The following is a 15,006-nucleotide window of genomic DNA, read 5'->3' as shown; positions in this document are numbered from 1 at the left end:
ACAATCCTGACCGAGTCCATTACATTAGACGGGCAAGTGCATGATCTTGAACTGAAGCCGAGAGGCAGCACTCCCGTGAACGCAAGCTCGCAGGCCACCCCGGCCACCCCGGCCACCGCCGCCCCCGCAGGGACACCGGCGCCGGGCCGACGCGACCGCGGCGTGCTCGGCCCGGTCGCCCTGGTCTTCGCGGGCGGAGTGTCGGTGCAGTTCGGCGCCGCCCTCGCGGTGACCCTGCTGCCGCGCACCGGAGCCGTCGGCGTGGTCTCCCTGCGACTGATCGCCGCGGCCGTGGTGCTGCTGCTCATCTGCCGCCCGCGCCTGCGCGGGCACTCGCGCGCCGACTGGGGCACGGTCCTCGTCTTCGGCGTCACGATGGCGGCGATGAACGGCCTCTTCTACCAGGCGGTGGCCCGCATCCCGCTGGGCCCGGCCGTGACCCTGGAAGTGCTCGGTCCGCTCGCCCTCTCGGTGCTGGCCTCGCGACGCGCCGTCAACGCCCTGTGGGCGGCGCTCGCCCTCGCGGGAGTGTTCCTGCTCGGCGGCGCGGGCGGCTTCGGCGGCCTCGACCCGGTGGGTGCGGCCTTCGCGCTCGGCGCGGGCGCGATGTGGGCGGCGTACATCGTCTTCAGCGCCCGTACGGGACGGCGCTTCCCGCAGGCGGACGGCCTGGCCCTGGCGATGGCCGTCGCGGCCCTGCTCATGCTGCCGCTCGGAGTGCTCGAATCCGGTACGAAACTGCTCGTGCCGTCCACCATCGCCCTCGGCGCGGCCGTCGCCGTGCTCTCCTCCGTGCTGCCCTACACCCTCGAACTCCTCGCCCTGCGCAGGCTTCCCGCCGCCACGTTCGCGGTCCTGATGAGCCTGGAGCCGGCCATCGCCGCCGCCGCGGGCTTCCTGGTCCTGCACCAGGGCCTGTCCCTCACGGACGCCGTCGCCATCGCCCTGGTCATCGCCGCGAGCATGGGAGCGGTGCGCACCCAGGTCGGGCGCGGACGCGTCAAACTGCCCGTCGACGGCGGCTGAGCGCACCCGCGGTGCCGCCCCGAGGCGTGGACGGCCCGTCTCGGGGGGTGGACCCGGTGAACGCCGTACGAAACGAGCGGCTACGCTCCGATCGTGGCTGAGATCCAGATTCCTGCTGACATCAAGCCCGCGGACGGCCGGTTCGGCGCGGGCCCCTCCAAGGTGCGTACGGAAGCGCTCGGCGCGCTGGCCGACACCGGTACCTCGCTGCTCGGAACGTCCCATCGCCAGGCCCCGGTCAAGAACCTGGTCGGTCGCGTGCGCGAGGGCATCCAGAGCCTGTTCCAGCTCCCCGAGGGATACGAGGTGGTGCTCGGCAACGGCGGCTCCACCGCCTTCTGGGACATCGCGACCCACGGTCTGATCGACAACAAGTCGCAGCACCTGTCCTTCGGCGAGTTCTCCTCGAAGTTCGCCAAGGCGGCCAAGCTCGCGCCCTGGCTGGCCGAGCCGACCGTCATCCAGAGCGCCCCCGGCACGCACCCCACCCCGGGCGCCGAGGCGGGCGTGGACGTGTACGCGTACACGCACAACGAGACCTCCACCGGTGTCGCCGCCCCCATCAAGCGGGTCGAGGGCGCCGACGCGGGGTCCCTCGTCCTGGTGGACGCCACCTCCGGCGCGGGCGGCCTGCCCGTGGACGTGGCCGAGACCGACGTGTACTACTTCGCGCCGCAGAAGTCCTTCGCCGCCGACGGCGGTCTGTGGCTCGGGCTGTTCTCGCCGGCGGCCCTGGAGCGCGCCGAGCGCATCCACGCGAGCGGCCGGCACATCCCGGAGTTCTTCAGCCTGCCCACCGCGATCGACAACTCGCGCAAGAACCAGACGTACAACACCCCGGCGCTCGCCACCCTCTTCCTGCTCGCCGAGCAGCTGGACTGGATCAACGGCCAGGGCGGACTCGACTGGGCGGTGCGCCGCACGGCCACCTCCGCGCGCGCCCTGTACGGCTGGGCCGAGGACTCCAAGTACGCCACCCCGTTCGTGGCGGACCCCGCGCAGCGCTCGCAGGTCATCGGCACGATCGACTTCCTGGACGACGTGGACGCGGCCGCCGTCGCCAAGGTGCTGCGCGCCAACGGCATCGTGGACACCGAGCCCTACCGCAAGCTCGGCCGCAACCAACTGCGCGTCGCGATGTTCCCGGCGATCGACCCGGCCGACGTCGAGGCCCTGACGGCCTGCATCGACTACGTGATCGAGAAGCTGTAGTTCCTGCGCGTACAGCTGCATTTCCCGCGCGTACAGGGGCCCGGCACCGGAACAGGTGCCGGGCCCCTTTGCGTGCCCTTTGCCGGAACGACGCGCCGAACCAGGGGACTTACGGCCCTAATGTCCGGGCAAAGCGTTCCGTCATGACTTCGGAAAGCCCCCTGCAAGGCGCCGGTGTACGGAGTCCCGGACCTTGTACCCGGGCGGCACGCACCGGCTTTCACGGATGAAACCGGCAGAGCAGGATCAACCTCCTGATCAGTGCACCGGGGGACAAGTCCCCGGTCCTGCAAGGAGGTTCTCTCATGCGCAAGGCATACACCGTCGCGGCGATCGCCGTAGCCGGAGGGCTGGCACTCGCCGCTCCGGCGGGCGCCTTCGCGGCCGATGCCACCCCGTCTCCGACCGCCTCGCAGTCGGCGGCCCCGGAGCAGAACGCGAGCATTTCGCTCTCTTCGTCCACCGTGCGGCCGGGCGAGTCCGTGACGGTCACCGCGAGCGGCCCGCAGGGCAAGCCCTTCACGGTGTCGTCGCCGGTATTCGGCGGCGGCACGATCGCCGGCAAGGGCGAGTTCTCGCACACGTTCACCGTCGACAAGAACGCCAAGCCCGGTACGTACCACGTGACTCTGCAGGGCCGTGACTTCCAGGCGGGCGCCCAGCTGACCGTCAAGGGCGACACCCCGAGCCCCGCCCCGCAGGCGTCCCTCTCCCTGTCCGCCGACTCGGGCAAGCCGGGCGACAAGGTCGGCATCACCATCAAGGCCGGCGACCTCAAGGGCGACGCCTATGTCACGTCCGACGCGTTCGGCGGCAAGGTGGCCCTGAAGCAGGACCGGGCCGACGGCACCTGGCACGGTCAGGCCACGGTCTCCAAGGACACCAAGCTCGGCTACTACGGCGTGACCGGCTATGTCGGCTCCACCAAGGTCGACACGGTGAAGTTCACCGTCACCGAGGGCGGTACGACCCCGGTCGTGGGCCGGTCGAGCATCTCCGTGTCCCCGGGCGAGGGCCACGCCGGCGACCTGGTGAAGCTCGCCGTGAAGGCGCCCTCCGCCAACCCGACCGGCACCGTCACCGTCGACTCCAAGGCGTTCACCGGCCAGGCGCGGCTGACGCTCGGCAAGGACGGCGTGTGGAAGGGCACCGCCCGCGTCGGCAACGTCAGGCCGAACACGTACAAGGTGCGCAGCGGAACCGGCGCCGAGACCTCGTTCAAGGTTCTCGGCGGTGGCGGCCACGACTCGGACCACCATGGCGTGACGCCGGTGAAGCCGGGTGACCACAAGATCCCGAAGGGCTCGGTCAACACCGGTATGGCCCCGGTCGGCGATGCCCAGGAGAACACCAACGCCGCCCTGGCCATCGGCCTCGGGGGCCTGGGAGCGTCGGCCGTCGCGGGTGCGGGCCTGCTGCGCCGCCGCCGTAACCATGGCTGAGGCACCTCTCGCCCGCCGCCGGGGCGGCCGCGCTCACCGCGCGGCCGCCCTGGCGGGGGCCGCCGCACTGGCCGCCGCCCTCGCCACGGGGTGCGCGTCCGGCACGAAGGACCACGGCGCGGCACGGGTCGCGGCCACCGCGGCGACCGTCATGCCCGCGTCCGTGCCCGACCGTCTCTCCATCCCCGACATCGGTGTCGACGCCGAGCTCGGCACGGTGGGACTCGACGCCCAGGGCGTGATGCAGACCCCGCCGATGGACCAGCCGATGCGGGCCGACTGGTACAAGGAGGGCCCGACGCCCGGCGAGAAGGGCCCGGCGGCCATCGCGGGCCATATGGACACCCCCGACGTCCCGAAGGCGGTCTTCTACGACCTCAAGGACCTGAAGAAGAACGAGCAGGTCAAGGTCCACCGCGAGGACGGCAGTACGGCGGTGTTCGCGGTCGACGAGGTCGACACCTTCAAGAAGGACAAGTTCCCGACGGACAAGGTCTACGGGAAGACCGACAAGGCCGAACTCCGGCTGATCACCTGCGGCGGCGAGCTCACCGCGTCACGGCACTGGGACTCCAACGTCGTGGTCTTCGCCCACCTGACCGGAAAGGCCTGGTAACCACCGTTTCCAGGAAGGGGGTTCAGCGGCTCAGGCGCTGGAAACGGCGGACCGCGAGAGGCAGGAACACGGCCGTGAGCGCCAGTGGCCACACCACCGCCATCAGGACGGCGTGCTGCTCGATCCAGCCGCTGCCGCCGCCCGGCATCTCGTAGCCGAACAGCTCGCGCGCCGCCGTGCCGGTGGACGAGATCGGGTTCCAGGCGGCGACGGCGCCGAGCCAGCCGGGCATCGAGGCGGTCGGCACGAAGATGCTGGAGATCATCGTGAACGGGAAGACCACGGCGTAGAGCCCGCCGGCCGCCTCGGGGTTCGGGATGAGCAGACCGAGGAAGACCCCGATCCAGATCAGGCTGAAGCGCAGGAGTACGAGCAGTCCGAAGGCGCCGAGTGCCGCCGCGATCCCGGCGTCGGAGCGCCAGCCCATGACGACCGCCGTGGCCGCCAGGATGGTCAACTCCGCGCAGGCGACGACGAGATCGGTGACCCCGCGGCCCGCGACGACGGCCGACGGGGCCATCGGCATGGAGCGGAAGCGGTCGATGACTCCCTTGGTGGCGTCGTTGACGACGGTGGTGGCGGTGTTCATCAAGCCGAAGGCCATCGTCATCACGAACATGCCGGGCATCAGGAAGTCCCGGTAGTTGCCGCCGTTCTCGCCGCCGGGCGGCTTCATCGCGCCGCCGAAGACATAGCCGTAGAGCAGCACCGAAATGATCGGAAAGCCCAACTGCCAGGCGATGTACGAGGGCTGGCGGCGGTAGTGGGTGAGTTCACGGCGTACGACGTTGAGGCAGTCGGCGACGGTCCAGTACAGGCGCCCGCGCGGCGACTCCACGGTCAGGTCGACGGTGCCGGTACCTGTGCCGGTGCCGGCGGTGTTCGTGCCGACGGTGCTCATGCGGGGACCTCTGCCTTCTCGGCGGCGGTGGCGGGGGTTTCGGTGGTCCCGGCGGCGGGCGCGCTGCGGTGCCCCGTCAGGCGCAGGAACACATCGTCGAGGCTCGGCCTGCGCAGACCGATGTCCTCCACCGCCACACCCTGGTCCTGCAGGGCCCGTGCCACGTCGGTGAGGGCGGAGACGCGGTCGCTCACGGGGGCGTGCACCCTGCGCTCGGCCGTGTCGTGCTCGGGTGCGGCGTCGGCGACCCGGGCCACGGCGGCGGTCACGGCGGGCAGATCGGCGGCGGAAGCGGCCACGACTTCGAGGCGGTCGCCGCCGACGGTGGACTTCAGGCCGTCGGGGGTGTCGTCGGCGATGGCGCGCCCTCGGTCGATGACGGTGATGCGGGAGGCGAGCTTGTCGGCTTCGTCGAGGTACTGGGTGGTGAGCAGCACGGTCGTGCCGTCCGCCACCAACGCCCGTACGGCTTCCCAGACTTCGCCCCGGCCGCGCGGGTCGAGTCCGGTGGTGGGCTCGTCGAGGAAGAGCACATCGGGGGCGAGGATCATGGACGCGGCGAGGTCGAGGCGGCGCCGCATGCCGCCGCTGTAGCCGCCGGCGGACAGGTCGGCGGCGGCCACCAGGTCGAAGCGCTCCAGGAGTTCGGCCGCGCGCAGGCGGGCGCGGCGGCCGCCGAGGTGGAAGAGGCGGCCGAACATCTCCAGGTTCTGGCGGCCGCTGAGGATCTCGTCGACGGCGGCGTACTGCCCGGTGAGCCCGATGCGGCGGCGTACGGCGCGCGGGTCGCGGGCCACGTCGGCACCGGCCACCGTGGCGCGGCCGCCGTCGAGCCTGAGCAGGGTGGCCAGGACGCGGACGGCGGTGGTCTTGCCCGCGCCGTTGGGTCCGAGCAGTCCGTGCACGGTGCCTTTCCGGACGGTGAGGTCGAAGCCGTCGAGGGCGTGCGTCTCCCCGTAACGCTTCCGCAGTCCCTCGGCGTGCACGGCGTATGGCGTGGTCATGGGTCTCCTCGAGCCGGTCGGCCAGCAAACTGAGTACAGCGTACCCGATAGCGAGTACAGCGTACGCAAAGATGCTTCGAACGGCTAGGCTGCCCCTATGAGCAGCACAAGCGGAAGCCGCGATCTCGCGCGCAGCCTGGAACTCCTCTGGGGCACCGGAGCCCGCCCCAGCCGAGGCCCCAAGCCCGGTCTGACCCTGGAGCGGATCGTCGCCGCCGCGGTCGGCCTCGCCGACGCCGAGGGGCTCGACGCCGTCTCGATGCGCCGGCTCTCCACCGAACTCGGCACCGGCACCATGTCCTTGTACCGGTACGTCCCGGGCAAGGCCGAGCTGCTCGACCTGATGCTGGACCGGGTGCAGTCCGAGACCGAGCCGGCACAGCCGTCCGAAGGGTCCGTGCGCTGGCAGGACGCCGTCGAGACCCTGGCCCGCGGCCATCTCGACCTCCACCGGCGCCATCCCTGGCTGCTCAAGGTCAACCAGGCGCGTACGGTGCTCGGTCCGAGCGTCCTTCGCGGCCTCGAAGCGACCCTCGGCCCGCTCAAGGGCATGGGCCTGAGCGACCCGGAGCTGATCTCGGTGATCATCACCGTGCAGAGCTGGGTGACCGGGATCGCGCGGTTGGAACTGGAGGCCACGGAGGCCGCCAGGGAGACGGGCCTGACCGACTCCGAGTTCTGGGGGCGCCAGGAGCCCTATCTCATCAAGGCCATGGAGAGCGGACAGTTCCCGATGCTCGCCGGGCTCACGGAGGACACCTTCACCGCCGACTTCGACCACTTCGAGTTCGGCCTTCGCCGGCTCGTCGAGGGCTTCGAGGTGCTGGTGGCGGGACGGGCCGGAAAGTGAAACCCCTGGCGAGTCAGGCGAGTTGAGGGGCGGTCAGTTCCTCCGGAACATCCGCCGCAGCGCGAACACCCCCACCGCCGCCACGAGGAGAGCGGCCGCGCCCACGGTGAGGTTCTTGTCCCCGCCGGGCTCGTCGCCCCCGGTCGTCGCCGAACTGCCGCCGTCCGAGGGCGACTTGGAGCCGTCACCGGAGGCCCCCGGCACCTCGATCGGCTCCACCTGGCTGCGCTCGCCCTCGGAGCCGTACATCAGCGCCTTGCCGTCGGGGGAGTACGTCACCGACTCGCCCTGCCGCTGCCACGGCACATCGGACCGCTCGGCGCGCGCGGGCCTGCCGTCGTTCCAGTCGTACAGCGTCGCGTCGAAGTAGCTGCGCAGGAGCAGCTGCTTGCCGTCCGGCGAGAAGGCGCCGTCCGTGGTCCAGAGGTCCACGTCCGCAAGGCGCTTGAAGACATTCGTGCCGGACGCCGAGAGCTCGGCCGGGCCTTCGTAGAGCCCGCCCCCGCTGCCCCGCTTCTTGTCGGCGATATAGACCCGGCCGGTCTTGGGGTGCACCATCAGGGCCTCCGCGTCCCGGGGCCCGTCGGCGTACTTCACGACGTACTGCGTGGCCTTCACCGTGGTGTCGCGCAGCTGTTTCGGCTCGGGGAAGCGGTAGATCCAGACGTGCTCCCACTTGCCGCCGAGGTTGTCCCCGATGTCACCGACGTAGAGATCGCCGTCCGGGCCGAGCGACACGGCCTCCACATCGCGCGGGGAGCCGACGCCGGTCAGGGTCACCGTCGCGACGGTCTTCCCGGACTTCGCGTCCACGGCGTACAGGAAGGCACCGTCGTCGCTGTCGTTGTGCGTCCAGTAGATCCCGGGGTGCGCGCGGCTCGCGGCGAGGCCGCTGGACTCGGTGATCCGCGGGTCCTCGATCGTGAAGGCCTCGTTGTCGTCGGCGGCCGCGGGGCCCGCCGCGCAGAGCAGCACGAGCGCGGCGGCCCCGGTCACACCCACAAGTGAACGCATGGGCCAAGGCTGCCACGTGCCGTCCCCGGCGCACGTGTGCAGCCTCACATCGCGGCCCGGTGGCCCGATCGACGATGATGAGCGGATGCTCAGGCTCCTTTTCGTCGGCGACTCGATGACCATCGGCAGCGCCGGCGAACACACCTGGCGCTACCGCATGTGGCAGCATCTGCGCGCTTCGTACGACGGTCCCTTCCGGATCGTCGGACCGCGCGAGACGCTCCACGACAAGGCGGCCGACGCCCCCCTCTCGTACGAGTACGCACCGGACGTCGACCCCGCCTTCCCGCGCCACCACCTGGCCGGCTGGGGCGAGGGCTGGCGGCACATGGCGCCGCTGATCCACGCGACGGTCCGCGAGCACCGCGCGGATCTGCTCCTGGTCTCCCTCGGCCTGATCGACCTGGGCTTCTACACCAACGCCGAGCAGACGGCGGCCCAGGTCCGCCGCTTCGTCGACGAGGCCCGCGCGGCCAACCCGCGGATCGCGATGGCGATGCTCCCGGTGATCCCCAACACCCGCGCCGACACCGACCCTTCCTTCGCCGCGGAAGTCGCCCTCTTCAACGAACTGCTCGCGAAGGCGGTCGCGGACCTGGACACGGACCGCTCCCCGCTGCTGCTCGCCTCGCTTCCGCCGTCGTACGCCCTCCACCACGACACCTACGACGGCACGCACCCGAGCGCGAGCGGCGAGCACAAACTGGCGGCGGCCTTCGCGGACGCCCTGTACCAGGCATGGGACCTGGGAGCGCCGTACGACGAGGCGGGCTGACCGCACAGGGGCCCGCGCCCCCTTGCCTAGAGCGCACTCCAGCAAGTTCGCTGTAGAACCATGAAGTACACGCAGCTAGGACGCACCGGACTCCAGGTCAGCCGACTCGTCCTCGGCACCATGAACTTCGGCCCGCAGACGAACGAGGCCGACAGCCACGCGATCATGGATGCCGCCATCGGCGCCGGCATCAACTTCTTCGACACCGCCAACGTGTACGGCTGGGGTGAGAACAAGGGCCGCACGGAAGAGATCATCGGCACCTGGTTCGCCCAGGGCGGCGGCCGCCGCGACAAGGTCGTGCTCGCCACCAAGGTGTACGGCAACATGGGCGGTGACGGCGATGTGTGGCCCAACCACCACAAGCTCTCCGCCCTCAACATCCGCCGTGCCGTGGATGCTTCGCTGAAGCGGCTGCAGACCGACCACATCGATCTGTACCAGTTCCACCACATCGACCGCCTCACCCCGGTCGAGGAGATCTGGCAGGCCATCGACGTCCTGATCCAGCAGGGCAAGATCCTCTACGCGGGTTCGTCGAACTTCCCCGGCTGGAAGATCGCCCAGACCAACGAGACGGCCCGCCGCCTCGGCTCCTACGGCCTGGTCAGCGAGCAGTGCCTGTACAACCTGGCCGAGCGACGCGCCGAGATGGAGGTCATCCCGGCCGCCCAGGAGTACGGCCTCGGTGTCATCCCCTGGTCCCCGCTGCACGGCGGGCTGCTCGGCGGCGTCATCAAGAAGGAGGCCGAGGGCGGGCGCCGCGCTTCCGGCCGCTCCGCCGACGCGCTCGCCAACTCGCAGATGCGGGAGAAGGTCCAGGCGTACGAGGACCTGCTCGACAAGCACGGCCTCGAACCCGGCGAGGCGGCCCTGGCCTGGCTGCTCACCCGTCCCGGAGTGACCGGACCCATCGTCGGCCCGCGCACCGCCGACCAGCTCGCCTCCGCGCTGCGGGCGGTCCAGCTGGAGCTCGGTGACGAGGTCCTGGCCTCCCTGGACGAGATCTTCCCGGGCCCGGGCCCTTCGCCGGAGGCCTTCGCCTGGTAGCGCCGGACGTGCACACGGCGTCGGCCGTCACTTGAGGCTGTCACTTCAGGCCGTCACTTGAGGCCGCCACTTCAGGCCGTCACTTGAGGGCCGACGCCAGCGCCACGACGACGAACATCAGCACAAGAACACCGGCCATGATCCGGTTACGGGTCTTCGGGTCCACGCTCCGAGACTAACCGGCGGCCCGCAGCGGCCACCGCTCGACCTCCTCGTAGCGCGGCTGCTCACCCGGAACGCCGCTCCTCGGGAGATTGCTGCGTACGAGAGCGAGGTCGCCGACGGTCCAGGGGGTGCCCTCGAATGCGTCCAGGGCCGTCACGAAAGGCCGCAGGTCAAGGGTGGCGGCACGGCTGCGGGCGAGGGTCAGGTGCGGGGTGTAGCCACGGTGCTGGTCCATGTCGAGCCCGGCCTTGCGCGCGGCCGCGTCCGCCCGCTCGGCGAGCCGGCGCATGACCGCCAGATCCCCGGCGGCCCCGGCCCAGAGCGCCCGGTCACCGAAGCGCCCGCCGCCGTGCAGGGCGAGCCGGAAGGCCTCGGTGCGGTGTGCGGCGCGCGCGAGCCGCTCCGTGAGGTCCGGTACGCGCTCGTCCGGCACCTCACCCATGAAAGCGAGGGTGAAGTGCCAGCCGGCGCGTTCGGTCCAGCGCAGCCCGCCCGCGCCGGGCATATCCCTCAACTTCCGGGCGGCGAGGGCCAGTTCATCGACTGCGGCGGCCGGGGGCAGTACGGCGGCGAAGAGTCTCATGGGCCGAGTCTCTCCCGGTGCCGTCCGCCCCCGCGCCGAAGGCCGGCTCAGGCCGCCGTGGCCAGTCGCTCCCGCGGTACGAACCGCACCTGCGGGTGCCCGTGGTGCATCCGCACCCGCAGGCGGAGGCCGCCGACGCGGGCCAGGACCAGGCCCACCGACGCGGCGGCGAGCGCCGAGACCAGACCGCCCGCGGCGAAGCCGACCCGGGCGCCGTAGGTGTCGGTGATCCAGCCGACGAGCGGTGCCCCCAGGGGCGTACCGCCGGTGAAGACCATCATGAACAGGGCCATCACACGGCCCCGCATCACCGGGTCGACGGCCATCTGGACGCTGGAGTTGGCGGTCACGTTGACCGTCAGGCCCAGCATGCCGATCGGCACGAGCAGCGCCGCGAACAGCCAGAACGTGGGCGCGACCGAGGCCACGACCTCCAGGGCGCCGAAGCCGAGCGCGGCGGCGACGAGCAGCCGAAGCCGTGAGGCCCCGCGCCGTGCGGCGAGCAGCGCGCCCGCGAGCGAACCGGCCGCCATCAGGGTGTTGAGCATGCCGTACGTACCGGCGTCGCCGCCGAACACGTCGTCGACGAAGGCGCTCAGCCAGATCGGGAAGTTGAATCCGAAGGTGCCGATGAAGCCGACCAGGACGATCGGCCAGATCAGCTCGGGCCGCCCGGCGACATAGCGAAGCCCTTCCTTCAACTGGCCCTTGCCGCGCGGCGCCCGCTCCACCTTGTGCAGCTCGGAGGTCCGCATCAGGGCGAGACCGACGAGCGGCGCGAGGAAGGAGACGCCGTTGAGCAGAAAGGCCCAGCCGCTGCCCACGGCGGTGATCAGCACACCCGCGACGGCCGGGCCGACGAGCCGCGCGGACTGGAAGTTCGCGGAGTTCAGGCTGACGGCGTTGGCCAGCTGCCCGGGGCCGACCATCTCCGAGACGAAGGACTGACGCGCGGGGTTGTCGACGACGGTGACGAGGCCGAGCAGGAACGCGGTCAGATAGACGTGCCAGACCTCGACATGGCCGGTGAGCGTGAGCACACCGAGCGCGGCGCCGGTCAGGCCCATCGCGAACTGGGTGAAGAAGAGCAGCGTGCGCTTGGGCAGCCGGTCGACGAGAACGCCGCCGTACAGGCCGAAGAGCAGCATGGGCAGGAACTGCAGCGCGATGGTGATGCCGACGGCGGACGCGGATCCGGTCAGGCTGAGCACCAGCCAGTCCTGGGCGATGCGCTGCATCCAGGTGCCGGTGTTGGAGACGACTTGCCCGGTGAAGAAGAGCCGGTAGTTACGGATCTTCAGCGAGCTGAACATGCTCGGCTTACGGGAGTCGGTGCGGACGGCGGGGTCGTTGGCGGCTGGTGCGGGGGCGGAGTCTGCTCCGGGTCCCGTACTCAAAAGAGCTCGCCTCCTTGGTACTTGTCGATACTTTTCGGTGCTTGTCGCTTACAGGTGGGCGAGCTTCTCCAGGACGGGGGCGGCGGCGCGAAGCTTCGCCCACTCGTCCTCGTCCAGGTCCTCGGCCAGCTGGGCCAGCCAGGCGTTCCGCTTGCGGCGGCTCTGTTCGAGCATCGCCTCTGCGGTCTCGGTCTGGCTGACCACCTTCTGGCGGCGGTCCTCGGGGTGCGGCTCGAGCCTGACCAGTCCCTTGGCTTCGAGCAGCGCCACGATGCGGGTCATCGACGGCGGCTGTACATGCTCCTTGCGGGCGAGCTCACCCGGGGTGGCTGAGCCACAGCGGGCGAGCGTGCCGAGCACCGACATCTCGGTCGGACTCAGCGACTCGTCGACCCGCTGGTGTTTGAGGCGGCGTCCGAGTCGCATGATCGCGGAGCGCAGGGCGTTCACGGCGGCAGCGTCGTCGCCATGGGAGAGGTCCGGCATGTTCGTTAGCATAACTCATTACCCTGACTAAGGAAACCGGGTTTTCCCGGCAGTTACGGCCCGACGCGAGGGGTGCCCCGCTTCAACATCACCCATATGAGTGAGGCGGCTGCGGAAAGTGACACACCGGCCCTCGCGCTGCGGCGACCCTGAGGCGCATGGGGACCAACGTGCTCAGCCTGCGCATAGACCGTGAGCTGCTCGACCGGCTCCGGGACCATGCGGCGAAAAGAGGAATGAGCGTCCAGGACTATGTGGTCCGGACGCTCATTCGTGACGACTTCGACGAGCGGTTCAAAACGGCCGTGGAGGAGACGGAGAAGTTCTACGGCGTTCCGTAGCCGGAAGAGGCGAGCTCTTCAGGTGCAGGGGACGAAAATCAAGCCTGTCCGGCGCTTGAGGACAAGCCCGCAGGGCGGCGTGACGGCAACCAGTTCTGACGGCAGCCAACTCCCGCCCTAAGTCAACTGCAACGCCGGCATCAGGTAGTAGAAGGCGAACACCGCGGACACCACGTACATCGCGACCGGCACCTCGCGGCCACGGCCGGAGGCGAGCCGCAGCACCGTGAAGGTGATGAAGCCGATGCCGATGCCATTCGTGATCGAGTACGTGAAGGGCATCATCAGCATCGTCAGGAACGCCGGGATCGCGATCGTGTAGTCCTTCCAGTCGATCGCGCCGATCGACCCGGACAGGATCAGGAAGCCCACCGCGAGCAGCGCGGGGGTCGCCGCCTGGGACGGCACCATCGTGACGAGCGGTGTGAGGAACAGCGCGACCGTGAACAGACCGCCGGTGACGATGTTCGCGAGGCCGGTGCGGGCACCCTCGCCGACACCGGCCGTGGACTCCACGAAACAGGTGGTGGCCGAGGAGGAGCTGGCGCCGCCGGCGGCGACCGCGATGCCGTCGACGAACAGCACCTTGTTGATGCCCGGCATATTGCCGTCGGCGTCCGTCAGCTTGGCCTCCTCGCTGACGCCCATGATCGTGCCCATGGCGTCGAAGAAGCACGACAGCAGCACGGTGAAGACGAACAGGACGCCGGTGAGGAGACCCACCTTGCCGAAGCCGCCGAAGAGGCTGACCTCGCCGATGAGCCCGAAGTCCGGGGTGGCGACCGGGTTGCCGGGCCACTTCGGGGTGGTCAGACCCCAGGACGGCACCGTCGCCACGGCGTTGATGATCATCGCCACAACGGTCATCACGACGATGGAGATCAGGATCGCGCCCGGCACCTTGCGCACGATCAGGCAGAGCGTGAGCAGCGCGCCCAGGATGAAGACCAGGACGGGCCAGCCGTTGAGGTGACCGTCGGCGCCCAGCTGCAGCGGCACCGTGGTGTGCGCGGCGTCCGGCATCCGCGAGATGAAGCCCGAGTCGACGAGGCCGATCAGCATGATGAACAGGCCGATACCGATGGCGATGCCCTTGCGCAGGCCGAGCGGCACGGCGCTCATCACCCGCTCCCGCAGCCCGGTGGCGACGAGCAGCATCACCACGAAGCCGGCCAGGACGACCATGCCCATAGCGTCCGGCCAGCTCATCCGGGGGGCCAGCTGCAGGGCGACGACGGTGTTCACGCCGAGGCCCGCGGCGAGCGCGATCGGCACGTTGCCGATGACACCCATGAGGAGCGTGGTGAACGCGGCGGTCAGCGCGGTGGCGGTGACCAGCTGGCCGTTGTCCAGCTGGTGGCCGTACATGTCCTTCGCGCTGCCGAGGATGATCGGGTTCAGCACGATGATGTACGCCATCGCGAAGAAGGTCGCGAAGCCGCCGCGGATCTCACGGGCCGGCGTGGAGCCCCGCTCGGAGATCTTGAAGTAGCGGTCGATGCCGCTGGTGGGCGGCTGCGACGGCGGGAGCTTGGGGTCGTCGACCGTGGACGGGGCCGAGGGGGGCATGCGCGACCTCAGAGGTACGGGGCGGGTACTCGCCGGGTTTCCAAGAACTTCGGGAAGTGGCCGAGTCACGCCTACCTTGTGGCTTCTTACGAATGAAAGTGGTCAGACTCAAGCCGTTTCAGTATGAATACATAAGGCCAAAATCGCTATCTCCGCGCGTAGACACCTGGGGCGCCTGGGGTGTACGGGGACCGTCGGCCCCCTCGTAAGCTGTGCACATGGCGAAGTGGACCCCCAAGCACGAGGCGCCGGAGGCCCTTGAGGGCCCCGTGGTCGCCACCATCACCGGCGGCACGATCCTCTGGTTCGTCCTCTTCCTCGTGCAGCTGCCCTTCTACAGCTGGTTCGACGAGAACGGTCACACCTGGTGGGTGTGGACCCCGCTGGCCGGCGCCGGGCTCGGGCTCATCGGCATCTGGTACGTCCGTGGGCGCGACGCCGCGCTCAAGCGGCACGCGGCGGAGCAGGCGGCGGCGCAGGAGCGTGCGGCGAAAGGCGCGACTGAAGGTGTGACGGAAGGCGCTGCTGAAGGCGCGGCGGCCGACGCGGAGAAGTAGCGTCCGGTTGTCCTGCCG

At 70.2% G+C, this 15,006-nt stretch carries 16 protein-coding genes; 9 read left to right on the top strand and 7 right to left on the bottom strand.

Annotated elements, in window-relative coordinates; genetic code table 11:
* Positions 1 to 75 precede the first annotated feature (75 nt).
* The 4 genes from ACFQVC_RS19285 to ACFQVC_RS19270 all read left to right on the top strand — a co-directional run bounded on the left by ACFQVC_RS19285 (position 76) and on the right by ACFQVC_RS19270 (position 4,296).
* Complete coding sequence (locus ACFQVC_RS19285; protein ID WP_381831707.1) at positions 76 to 1,026, top strand: EamA family transporter; 951 nt, start codon at positions 76 to 78, stop codon at positions 1,024 to 1,026.
* Positions 1,027 to 1,119: 93 nt separating this feature from the next.
* A complete protein-coding gene (gene serC / locus ACFQVC_RS19280; protein ID WP_381831706.1) occupies positions 1,120 to 2,238 on the top strand; it encodes a phosphoserine transaminase in 1,119 nt (372 codons plus the stop codon).
* Positions 2,239 to 2,543: 305 nt separating this feature from the next.
* The gene (locus tag ACFQVC_RS19275) at positions 2,544 to 3,680 is read left to right on the top strand and encodes a hypothetical protein (RefSeq protein ID WP_381831705.1); all 1,137 of its coding nucleotides are present in this window, start codon (positions 2,544 to 2,546) and stop codon (positions 3,678 to 3,680) included.
* The gene (locus ACFQVC_RS19270; protein WP_381831704.1) at positions 3,673 to 4,296 is read left to right on the top strand and encodes a class F sortase; all 624 of its coding nucleotides are present in this window, start codon (positions 3,673 to 3,675) and stop codon (positions 4,294 to 4,296) included. Before ACFQVC_RS19275 ends, ACFQVC_RS19270 begins: the two co-directional genes overlap by 8 nt.
* Positions 4,297 to 4,318: 22 nt before the next feature.
* Here ACFQVC_RS19270 and ACFQVC_RS19265 read toward each other — a convergent pair whose 3' ends face one another.
* Complete coding sequence (locus ACFQVC_RS19265; protein WP_381831703.1) at positions 4,319 to 5,197, bottom strand: ABC transporter permease; 879 nt, start codon at positions 5,195 to 5,197, stop codon at positions 4,319 to 4,321.
* Positions 5,194 to 6,201 carry an ATP-binding cassette domain-containing protein gene (locus ACFQVC_RS19260; protein WP_381831702.1) on the bottom strand — a complete coding sequence of 336 codons (1,008 nt, stop codon included), beginning with the start codon at positions 6,199 to 6,201 and terminating at the stop codon, positions 5,194 to 5,196. The genes ACFQVC_RS19265 and ACFQVC_RS19260 overlap by 4 nt, the downstream gene beginning before the upstream one ends.
* A gap of 97 nt (positions 6,202 to 6,298) precedes the next feature.
* On the opposite strand from ACFQVC_RS19260, the gene ACFQVC_RS19255 reads away from it, so the two are divergent.
* Positions 6,299 to 7,051, top strand: a complete 753-nt coding sequence (locus ACFQVC_RS19255; RefSeq protein WP_381831701.1) for a TetR/AcrR family transcriptional regulator — start codon at positions 6,299 to 6,301, stop codon at positions 7,049 to 7,051.
* Between the two features lie 33 nt (positions 7,052 to 7,084).
* On the opposite strand, the gene ACFQVC_RS19250 is transcribed toward ACFQVC_RS19255, so the two are convergent.
* The gene (locus ACFQVC_RS19250; RefSeq protein ID WP_381831700.1) at positions 7,085 to 8,065 is read right to left on the bottom strand and encodes a WD40 repeat domain-containing protein; all 981 of its coding nucleotides are present in this window, start codon (positions 8,063 to 8,065) and stop codon (positions 7,085 to 7,087) included.
* A gap of 85 nt (positions 8,066 to 8,150) precedes the next feature.
* Here ACFQVC_RS19250 and ACFQVC_RS19245 point away from each other — a divergent pair, with 85 nt between their 5' ends.
* Positions 8,151 to 8,840 (top strand): GDSL-type esterase/lipase family protein, encoded by a 690-nt coding sequence (locus ACFQVC_RS19245; protein ID WP_381831699.1) that lies wholly within the window; start codon positions 8,151 to 8,153, stop codon positions 8,838 to 8,840.
* Between the two features lie 60 nt (positions 8,841 to 8,900).
* Positions 8,901 to 9,890, top strand: a complete 990-nt coding sequence (locus tag ACFQVC_RS19240; protein WP_381831698.1) for an aldo/keto reductase — start codon at positions 8,901 to 8,903, stop codon at positions 9,888 to 9,890.
* Positions 9,891 to 10,065: 175 nt separating this feature from the next.
* Here the strand turns inward: ACFQVC_RS19240 and thpR are convergent, their stop codons facing one another.
* Genes thpR through ACFQVC_RS19225 form a run of 3 tightly spaced genes read right to left on the bottom strand, consistent with a single transcriptional unit; the run spans position 10,066 to position 12,521 of the window.
* Positions 10,066 to 10,638 carry an RNA 2',3'-cyclic phosphodiesterase gene (gene thpR, locus ACFQVC_RS19235; protein WP_381831697.1) on the bottom strand — a complete coding sequence of 191 codons (573 nt, stop codon included), beginning with the start codon at positions 10,636 to 10,638 and terminating at the stop codon, positions 10,066 to 10,068.
* Positions 10,639 to 10,685: 47 nt separating this feature from the next.
* A complete protein-coding gene (locus ACFQVC_RS19230) occupies positions 10,686 to 12,035 on the bottom strand; it encodes an MFS transporter (RefSeq protein WP_381831696.1) in 1,350 nt (449 codons plus the stop codon).
* A gap of 48 nt (positions 12,036 to 12,083) precedes the next feature.
* Positions 12,084 to 12,521 carry a MarR family winged helix-turn-helix transcriptional regulator gene (locus ACFQVC_RS19225; protein ID WP_381831695.1) on the bottom strand — a complete coding sequence of 146 codons (438 nt, stop codon included), beginning with the start codon at positions 12,519 to 12,521 and terminating at the stop codon, positions 12,084 to 12,086.
* A gap of 158 nt (positions 12,522 to 12,679) precedes the next feature.
* Between ACFQVC_RS19225 and ACFQVC_RS19220 the strand changes: the two genes are divergently transcribed.
* Positions 12,680 to 12,862: a ribbon-helix-helix protein, CopG family gene (locus tag ACFQVC_RS19220; RefSeq protein ID WP_381831694.1), complete on the top strand. Its 183-nt coding sequence runs from the start codon at positions 12,680 to 12,682 to the stop codon at positions 12,860 to 12,862.
* A 117-nt stretch (positions 12,863 to 12,979) separates the two neighbouring features.
* Here ACFQVC_RS19220 and ACFQVC_RS19215 read toward each other — a convergent pair whose 3' ends face one another.
* Positions 12,980 to 14,431, bottom strand: a complete 1,452-nt coding sequence (locus ACFQVC_RS19215) for an NCS2 family permease (RefSeq protein ID WP_381831693.1) — start codon at positions 14,429 to 14,431, stop codon at positions 12,980 to 12,982.
* A 218-nt stretch (positions 14,432 to 14,649) separates the two neighbouring features.
* Here ACFQVC_RS19215 and ACFQVC_RS19210 point away from each other — a divergent pair, with 218 nt between their 5' ends.
* The gene (locus tag ACFQVC_RS19210; protein ID WP_381831692.1) at positions 14,650 to 14,988 is read left to right on the top strand and encodes a DUF2530 domain-containing protein; all 339 of its coding nucleotides are present in this window, start codon (positions 14,650 to 14,652) and stop codon (positions 14,986 to 14,988) included.
* Positions 14,989 to 15,006 lie beyond the last annotated feature (18 nt).

The sequence above is a fragment of the Streptomyces monticola genome (genome assembly GCF_042665355.1).
GTDB lineage: Bacteria > Actinomycetota > Actinomycetes > Streptomycetales > Streptomycetaceae > Streptomyces > Streptomyces monticola.
This window is presented reverse-complemented; position numbering and strand designations above follow the sequence as displayed.